At 65.1% G+C, this 8,476-nt stretch carries 5 protein-coding genes and 1 pseudogene; 2 read left to right on the forward strand and 4 right to left on the reverse strand.

The features are described 5' to 3' along the window. Both E5W87_RS27820 and E5W87_RS27825 read left to right on the forward strand, forming a co-directional pair. Window positions 1–805, forward strand: a pseudogene (locus E5W87_RS27820) (NAD-glutamate dehydrogenase domain-containing protein); the annotation flags it as partial. 90 nt (window positions 806–895) lie between these two features. Further along, window positions 896–2,272, forward strand: a complete 1,377-nt coding sequence (locus E5W87_RS27825; RefSeq protein WP_292404876.1) for an MFS transporter — start codon at window positions 896–898, stop codon at window positions 2,270–2,272. Between the two features lie 42 nt (window positions 2,273–2,314). On the opposite strand, the gene purH is transcribed toward E5W87_RS27825, so the two are convergent. The 4 genes from purH to htpX form a co-directional block, all read right to left on the reverse strand. Continuing rightward, window positions 2,315–3,931 (reverse strand): bifunctional phosphoribosylaminoimidazolecarboxamide formyltransferase/IMP cyclohydrolase, encoded by a 1,617-nt coding sequence (purH, locus tag E5W87_RS27830; protein ID WP_292404877.1) that lies wholly within the window; start codon window positions 3,929–3,931, stop codon window positions 2,315–2,317. A gap of 91 nt (window positions 3,932–4,022) precedes the next feature. Next, window positions 4,023–5,747, reverse strand: a complete 1,725-nt coding sequence (locus tag E5W87_RS27835) for a heparinase II/III family protein (protein ID WP_292404878.1) — start codon at window positions 5,745–5,747, stop codon at window positions 4,023–4,025. 139 nt (window positions 5,748–5,886) lie between these two features. Beyond that, entirely contained in the window at window positions 5,887–7,221 is a 1,335-nt protein-coding gene (locus E5W87_RS27840; protein ID WP_292404879.1) for an RsmB/NOP family class I SAM-dependent RNA methyltransferase, read from the reverse strand. 50 nt (window positions 7,222–7,271) lie between these two features. Next, window positions 7,272–8,303, reverse strand: coding sequence for a zinc metalloprotease HtpX (gene htpX / locus E5W87_RS27845; RefSeq protein ID WP_292404880.1), 1,032 nt, complete (start codon window positions 8,301–8,303; stop codon window positions 7,272–7,274). Window positions 8,304–8,476 lie beyond the last annotated feature (173 nt).

An 8,476-nucleotide genomic window follows, 5' to 3' on the forward strand; every position in this document is an offset into this window, starting at 1 on the left:
GGTTAATCGCGGCGGCCCATCCTTCGTCAACAGGCTGCAGGAAGCGACCGGCCGCAGCGCGGCCGACGTGGTCCGGGCCTTCGCCGTGGTGCGCGACGGCTTCGGATTGCCGGCGCTCTATCGCCAGATCGACGCGCTCGACAATCAGATCGACGGACAGGTGCAGCTCGACCTCTATCAGGCCGTTAGCCGGCTTACCTATGTGGCCAGCGGCTGGTATCTCAAGAACGATACCAGCACCGCAGCGCTCGGCGAACGGATCACCGAGTTGCAGGACGCTCGCAAGGCACTGGAGCCCAAGCTCGTTTCGCTGCTGCCGGCCTTCTCGCGCGAGTGGATCGAGGAGCGGCGGCATGGTCTGGCCAAGGGCGGCGCGCCCGAAAGGCTTGCCGAACAGCTGGCGCTGACCGATGTGGCGGGCGTCGTCCCCGACATCGCGCTTACGGCCCGAACGGCGAATGCCGACATCGTCGTCGCCGCGAAGGCGTTTTTCGCGGTTAGCGATGCCTTCCGCATTCCGCGCGTCGAGGACGCAGCGCGCTCGATCGCGCCATCCGATTATTACGATCAATTGGCTCTCTCCCGCGCCACCGACACAATCGGCGCGGCCAGGCGCGGCATCGCGGTGGCGGCGCTCACCGGCCACGCCGAGACGGCGGACCCGGTGGCGGCGTGGCTGGAGGCCGGCGGCGAGCGGGTCGCGCGTATCCGCGAGCGGCTGCAGGGGCTGACCGAGGGCGGCGACATCACCGTGTCGCGGCTGTCGGTGGCATCGGGCCTGATCAGCGATCTGACGGGGATGTGACGGTTTTCCACATCGCGCGGGATTGCCGGTAAGAACTGCGCTATAGAGCGAAGCGGCGACCGCTCCGGGGCGCCGTTTGCGGGAGGGGACATGGCCGAGGTAGCAGTGCAGCGAGCGCCGGAACGCGGCATTTGGGGATGGATGCTGTTCGACTGGGCGGCGCAGCCTTTCTTTACGGTCATCACCACCTTCATCTTCGGCCCTTACTTCGTCTCGCGCATGGCGAGCGATCCGGAAACAGGTCAAGCGGCATGGGGCTACGGCATCGCCGCAGCCGGGTTGGTCATCGCTGTGCTGTCGCCGATCCTCGGCTCGATCGCCGACCAGACCGGCCCACGCAAACCCTGGATTGCTTTGTTCGCCGCAATCAAGATCACCAGTCTCGGCCTGCTGTGGCTCGCCGCTCCCGGCTCCAATCTGTTTCTTGTCGTAGCCTTGTTCTCGCTGGCCTCCGTTGCCGCCGAATTCTCGACCGTGTTCAACGATTCGATGATGCCGCGCCTGGTGCCGAAGAGCGAAATCGGCCGAATCTCGAATATGGCATGGGGTCTTGGTTATCTCGGCGGCATGATCGCGCTGATCTTCGTCGTCGCTTTCATGGCCAGCTCGCCGGAAACTGGCAAGACGCTCCTCGGCTTCAATCCAATCCTCGGGCTTGATCCGAAACTCGGCGAGGATGCACGGGCGACAGGGCCCCTATCGGCGGCCTGGTATTTCCTGTTCATCCTGCCAATGTTCTTCTTCACGCCCGATGCGGTGAAGGGCATTCCCCTTCGACCGGCGGTGCGCGAGGGGCTGTCGGAACTGAAATCGACGCTGGGCGAAATACGCAAGCGCAGCGGCATCTTCCGCTTTCTCGTTGCCCGCATGATCTATCAGGACGGCGTCAATGCGTTGCTTGCGCTGGGGGGTGCCTTTGCGGCGGCGATGTTCCACTGGTCGATCACCGAGATCGGCCTGTTCGGCATCATCCTCAACGTAGTCGCCATCGTCGGTTGCCTGGTTGCCGCACGCCTCGACACGGCGCTTGGCTCCAAGACCATAGTGATGATTGCGCTTGTCCTGCTCAGCATCGCCACGATCGGCATCGTCTCGACCGGGCCGGGCTATACGCTGTTCGGTGCCTGGATGATGCCCGGAGCCGATAGCGGCGGATTGTTCGGTACACCGGCGGAAAAAGCCTACATCTTCTTTGGTCTGCTGATCGGGCTTGCCTTCGGACCGGTGCAGGCATCGTCGCGCTCCTATATGGCGCGCAGCGTCAGCGCTGCCGAATCGGGCCGCTATTTCGGCATCTATGCGTTGGCCGGACGGGCGACGAGTTTCCTGGCGCCGTTCATGGTGGCGACGATCACGCTGGCCAGCGGCTCGGCGCGGCTCGGCATGGCGGCAATCGTGCTGTTCCTCGGCGTCGGCCTGGCGATCCTGATCCGCACGCCGTATCCGGCAGACCAGCCGGCGGAGTGAGCCGCTCTTCCCTTCTCCCACAGGGGGGAAGGGAAGAAGCGCTCAGTGCCTGAAATGCCTGACGCCCGTAAACACCATGGCGATGCCGTGCTCGTCGGCGGCGGCGATGACATCGTCGTCGCGCATCGAGCCGCCGGGCTGGATGACGGCCGTGGCGCCGGCTTCGATCGCCGACAAAAGCCCGTCGGCGAAGGGGAAGAACGCGTCCGAGGCGACGACAGAGCCCTTGGTCAGCGGCTCGGCCACGCCGGCAGCCTCGGCTGCGTCGAGCGCTTTACGCGCGGCGATGCGCGAGGAATCGACCCGGCTCATCTGGCCGGCGCCGATGCCGACGGTGGCACCATCTCTGACATAGACGATGGCGTTCGACTTGACGTGCTTTGCAACGCGGAAGGCGAATTTGAGATCGGCCATTTCGGCCGGCGTCGGCGCGCGCTTGGTCACCACTTTCAGGTCGAGGTCATCGACCACCGCATTGTCCCGGCCCTGGACGAGCAATCCGCCGGAAACGGATTTCACGGTGGTGCCGGCGGCGCGCGGATCGGGCAGGCCGCCGGTGACCAGCAGACGCAGGTTCTTCTTGGCGGCGACGACGCGGATTGCTTCTTCCGAGGCGCCCGGCGCGATGATGACCTCGGTGAAGGTCTTCACGATCTCCTCAGCGGCCTCGGCATCGAGAATACGGTTCATCGCGACAATGCCGCCGAAGGCCGAGACCGGGTCGCAGGCAAGTGCCTTGGCATAGGCAGCTTTCAGCGAGGTGCCTTCGGCGACGCCGCACGGGTTGGCGTGCTTGATGATTGCGACGGTGGCGGAGCTGGCCGGGTCGAACTCGCCGACCAGCTCGAAGGCGGCGTCGGTGTCGTTGATGTTGTTGTAGGAAAGCTGCTTGCCCTGAAGCTGGCGCGCCGTCGCGACGCCCGGCCGCTTGTCGCCATCGACGTAAAAGCCAGCCCCCTGGTGCGGGTTCTCGCCGTAGCGCATCACCTGGTCCAGCCTGCCGCCGAAGGCGCGCCAGGTGGGATGCTCGATCTCCAGCGCCTCGGCGAACCAGCCGGAGATCGCCGCGTCATAGGTGGCGGTGCGGGCAAAAGCCTTGGCCGCCAGCTTCTTGCGGAAATCCAGCGAGAGCGAGCCGAAATTCATCTCCAGCGCGTTGAGCACCGAGGCATAGTCCTCAGGGTCTGTGACGATCGCGACATAGGCGTGGTTCTTGGCCGAAGCGCGGATCATCGCCGGGCCGCCTATGTCGATGTTCTCGACGATCGAGGCGTAAGCGGCGCCGGAGCGGCGGACCTCCTCGAAAGGGTAGAGATTGGAGACGACGAGATCGATAGGCTCGATGCCATGATCGCGCATCGCCGCGGCGTGTTCGGGATCGTCGCGCACGCCAAGCAGCGCGCCATGCACGGACGGATGCAGCGTCTTGACGCGGCCGTTCATGATCTCTGGAAAGCCGGTCAGGTCGGAGATGTCGCGGACGGCCATGCCGGCCTCGGCGATCGCCTTTGCCGTGCCGCCGGTGGAGACCAGCTCGACGCCGGCCGAGGCGAGGGCCTGAGCGAGATCAATGAGCCCGGTCTTGTCGAAAACGGAGAGCAGCGCGCGACGGACGGGAACGAGATCGGGCGCGGGAATGTTCTTGGCGGCGACGGCCATGGGCTGACGGCCTTTCACGGCTGGTTGGGAAAGTGTCCGCGCGCCGTAGCACATGAGGCCTGGAAATCAAACTGCGAGGCTAGCCGCAGTCTCAGCTTTTTTCCGGATGACCGGCGATGACCGTTCGCGTCAGTTGCCAATGGACTTCGGAAACCTCCGATGCCCTGAAGGCCAGCACGATCTGCCGGCTGCGGCGCGGGCCGCCAAGACCGGCGAAATAGATGGATTCCTCGACCTCGGGCGCCACCTCGGTACAGGTGAACACCCAGGTGTCGGCCTGGTCGGCGGTCAGCACCAGGCGGTCGTGCTCGTCTTGAAGCATGCCTATGTCGGGGTGGACGTGAAAGCGCACCGTGACGAAATCGCGGCCATTGTTGCGGATCGCAGCGTTGCCTGGCCGCTGAAAGCGGTCCCTGCCGGCGAGCACGTTGCCGTTCGTCGACAATTTCAGTTCGCGCTCATGCAGCAGGCCGAAGCGCGCCACATAGCCGTCGTGACGGGCCAGGAAACCCTGGCTGCCCTGCTGGTCGGTGCGCTTGCAGGGCACATGCTGCGGGCCGCCGATCAACGGCGTGCCAAGGAGATCGTTGACGCGCAGCGAATGGCTGAAACGCGCCGACGAAGTGTCGTTGATGGTGGCGGTCGAGTGGGCGGCCGTGGCCCGGGCAAGCGGCCTGAATTCGGCGGCGCCATAAGTGTCGACGCCAGCGTTGACGACATAATGCTGGCGGCCGGACGACAGCTCGAAGGCCAGGCACCCGGCGTGCGCCGCGTTAGAAACATCGATGGGCGGCGGCGGGCCGGTATCGGCGATCACGGTGACGCCGCCCATGGAGAGGCGCTCGTAGCCCGAATGTGGCGCGTGCAGCAATGGTGCGCCGGCGGTGTCGTCGTGGCGCAGAATGGTAGCGATGCGGTCGTGGATGGTCGCGCCCATGCCGTTGAAGCGGGCGAGGCTGCCGTCCTGGTGGCGAAAAAAGCGCAGCGCCGGCAGCATACGGTCGATGGCGCCCATCAGCGCCGCCGGCGGCGTTTCGGCTTGATTGGCATAAGTCTGGCGCAACGGCAGAAGGTCGGCGAGGATTTCGAGCACGATCATCGGATTGCGGGAAATATGGCCGCCATCCGGCAAAATCTGACGGTCAAGCTCTTCGGCGAGGTTACGGGTCGCACCGCGCAGAGCCGATGCCGGCGCCGGCAGCGACAGAGCGGCAAAGGCAAGCGCGATGCGGGCGCGCAGCCTGTCCTTGCCGTCCGGCATCTCGCGTGCCATCGCCCTGAGATAGCGGATCTGCACGGCAAGCGATTTCAGGAATGCCCGGTAAAAGGGAAATTCAGCGCCCTGCAGCACCACCGAGGAATGCTGCAGCCAGGCGATGACGCGCTTGGCCGTCGTGCCGGGCTCCCAGGCGACGCCTGAAATGTGGCTGCCATGAATGGCGATCCAGTCGGAGACCAGCGCGCGGGCATTGGCGGCGGCGAGCTCGGTGCCGGCGGCACGCATATGGCGCAGCCAGCGAAAACCGTGCAGGGTCTTTTGCCATCCGGGATTGGGTACCGCAATCTGGAAGGGCGACTTGCCGCCGGTCTCGACCAGATGTCCCGACAGCGGATAGCGACCATAATAGATCTCGAGCGCGATCTGCGGGTCGGCCAGGCGCAGATCCGGCGGAGCGATCAAAACGCGTTCCGGCGTGCGGCCGGAATAACGCCATCGATAGACTGGCCCGGCACGCAGGCGCCGGCGCGTCTTGCGCCAAAACTCCTTCGCGACAAGCGTCCATAGACGTGTCGTGCTGCCGGCAGCGATCGCCAAAAGCCCTCCTCATCGCCCTCAACCCGAAGACAAGATTATATGATTCAAGAACTTATGCGAAGGCGAATTCAATGGAAGCCTTGGAGTTCAGCCTGTTTTCCGCAGGATTCTCCCTAAAATAGTCGTCAAATTTTTAGCATTAGCCGGCTCTGCGCATGCGGGCGGCGAAGAAGCCGTCCAGGCCGGACCGTTCCGGTGAGCCGAGATCGAGATCGGCGGGCGTGGTGCGCAGCGTGCCTTGCGGCGTCAGGAACGGATCGATGCCGGCGATTTCCCCCGGACGGACCGGATCGTCGACGATATCAGCTTTCCCGGCGAGGAAGGCGTGGTGAAGCACCTCGCCTTCGAGCGGGTCGAGCGAACAGTTGGAAAAGACGATGCGTCCGCCGGGCCTGACCAGGGTGACGGCGCGGGCGAGCAGCCTTGCCTGCAGATCGGCGAGCTTTTCGACGTCGGCCGCGGTCTTCGTCCAGGGCACGTCGGGATGCCGCCGCACCGTGCCCGTCGAAGAGCAGGGCGCGTCGAGGAGGACGGCGTCGAACGGTTCCTTCGGCTCGTATTTGAGCAGATCGGCCTGGACGATCTCCGCGGACAGGCCGAGCCGTTCGAGATTCTGCGAAAGCCGCGCCAACCGATTCTTCGATGTATCGACGGCAGTGACATTGGCGCCGCCGAGAATGAGCTGAGCGGTCTTGCCGCCAGGGGCGGCACAGAGATCGGCGACGCGCAAACCCTTTGTGTCGCCGAAGAGCCGGGCCGGAAGACTGGCGGCGGCATCCTGAACCCACCAGGCGCCGTCTTCGAAACCGGGCAGCTCGGTGACCGAGGCGCTGAGCTTTTCCACGCGCACCGTGCCAGTCGGCAGCACGATGCCACCGAGCCGCTCGGCCCACAGCGCGGGGTCGGACTTCACGGTGAAGTCGACCGGCGCCTCGTGCCGATGAGCGGCGAGGATCTGCCTGGCCTTGTCGACGCCATAGGCGGCCTTCAGCCGGTCGGAAAACCATTTTGGCGCTTCGTCGGTGGCGGCAAGCGCTGCAGCCAGCTCGGCCTGCTTGGATCGCGCCAGCGTGCGCAGCACGCCATTGACGAGACCGGAGAAGCGCACCGTGCGCGGATCGGACTTGGCGTGGGTCACGGCAAGGTCGACGGCGGCGCTGTCGGGAATGTCGAGGAAAAGGATCTGCGCCGCCGCCACATGCAGAATATGCGAAAGCGCGGTGGCATTGGGCGGCAACGGCTTTTCCAGGCGGCGGGCCAGCAACCCCGATATGGTCATGCGGAAGCGCAGCGCTGTGACCAGTATGGCGCGCACCAGCGCCCGGTCGCGCAGGTCCAGCGCCTTGTATTGCGGATGGCCGTTCTCATGGTCGGTCAGCCCGTCAAGCGGTGTCTTCGCGTCAATGACGGCGGCAAGCAGCCGTGCGGCCGCCTTGCGCGCGGCAAGGCCGGCAACGGGGTCGCCGGGGCTCATTGCATTGTTTTCATGATCGCCTGAAATTCGGTGCCGGCGTTTCGCTTCGCTCACGACCACGGACCCTTGGGTCCGGTCGGATTGCGGCCCCAGGGATTGGATTTCGGCCGGGCCGGTTGCGCCGGCGGCTGCTCAGGCTGCTGGGCTGCCTTCTCCCACGGGCCCGACGGCTGCTGCGCGCCGGCCTGATCTGGCATCGGAGCTTGCGGCCGCGACGGGGCGGATCCGCCACCGACCGCCATGTCCCGCGCCATCGCCTGCAGGGCCGCGATGCGGTTGTCGGTGTTCGGGTGGGTGGAAAACAGACTGTCCATGCGCTCGCCGGAAAGAGGATTGATGATGAAGAGGTGGGCGGTCGCCGGATTGCGCTCGGCATCCGGGTTGCGGATCCGTTCGGCGCCACGGACGATCTTGTCAAGGGCCGAGGCAAGCCAAAGTGGGTTTCCGGCTATTTCGGCACCGCGCCGGTCGGCCTCGTATTCGCGGGTACGGCTGATCGCCATCTGCACGATCATCGCAGCAAAGGGCGCCACGATCATCGCCACCAGCACGCCGACAAAGCCGAACGGATTGTTGCTGTCGCGGTTGCCGCCGAAAAAGAAGGCGAAATTGCCGAGCATCGAGATCGCGCCGGCAAGCGTGGCGACGATCGTCATGGTCAGCGTGTCGCGGTGCTGCACATGGGCGAGCTCGTGCGCCATCACCGCCGCGACCTCTTCAGGCGACAGTTGCTGCAACAGTCCGGTGGTGGCGGCGACCGCGGCATTCTGCGGATTGCGGCCGGTGGCGAAGGCGTTGGGCTGCGGGTTGTCGATCAGGTAGGTCTTCGGCATCGGCAGGCCGGCCTGTCTGGCGAGGCTCTGCAGGATGGCGTAATATTCCGGCGCGTTCCTTTCGTCGACCTCGACGGCGCGGTGCATCGACAGCACCATCTTGTCGGCGTTCCAATAGCTGAACAGGTTCATGCCGGCGGCAATCAGCAAGGCGATCACCATGCCGCCCGATCCGCCGATCAGATAGCCGACGCCCATGAACAGCGCGGTCATCGCGGCCAAAAGCATGGCGGTGCGAAGTGTGTTCATTGTCTGCTCCGTTTCTGCCGGCGCTGCGGAAAAGGGGTCGATCCTTGTCGGCTCATCGCTATATGATGGGAAACGCTTGGCTCCGTTTCAATCCGCCGGGAATATCGCATGATCGACGAAACCAGTAATACAAACGCCGGCCCCCGTCACGATGCGTCGCAAAAGACGCTGTC

Source organism: Mesorhizobium sp. (genome assembly GCF_004962925.1).
Taxonomy (GTDB): domain Bacteria; phylum Pseudomonadota; class Alphaproteobacteria; order Rhizobiales; family Rhizobiaceae; genus Mesorhizobium.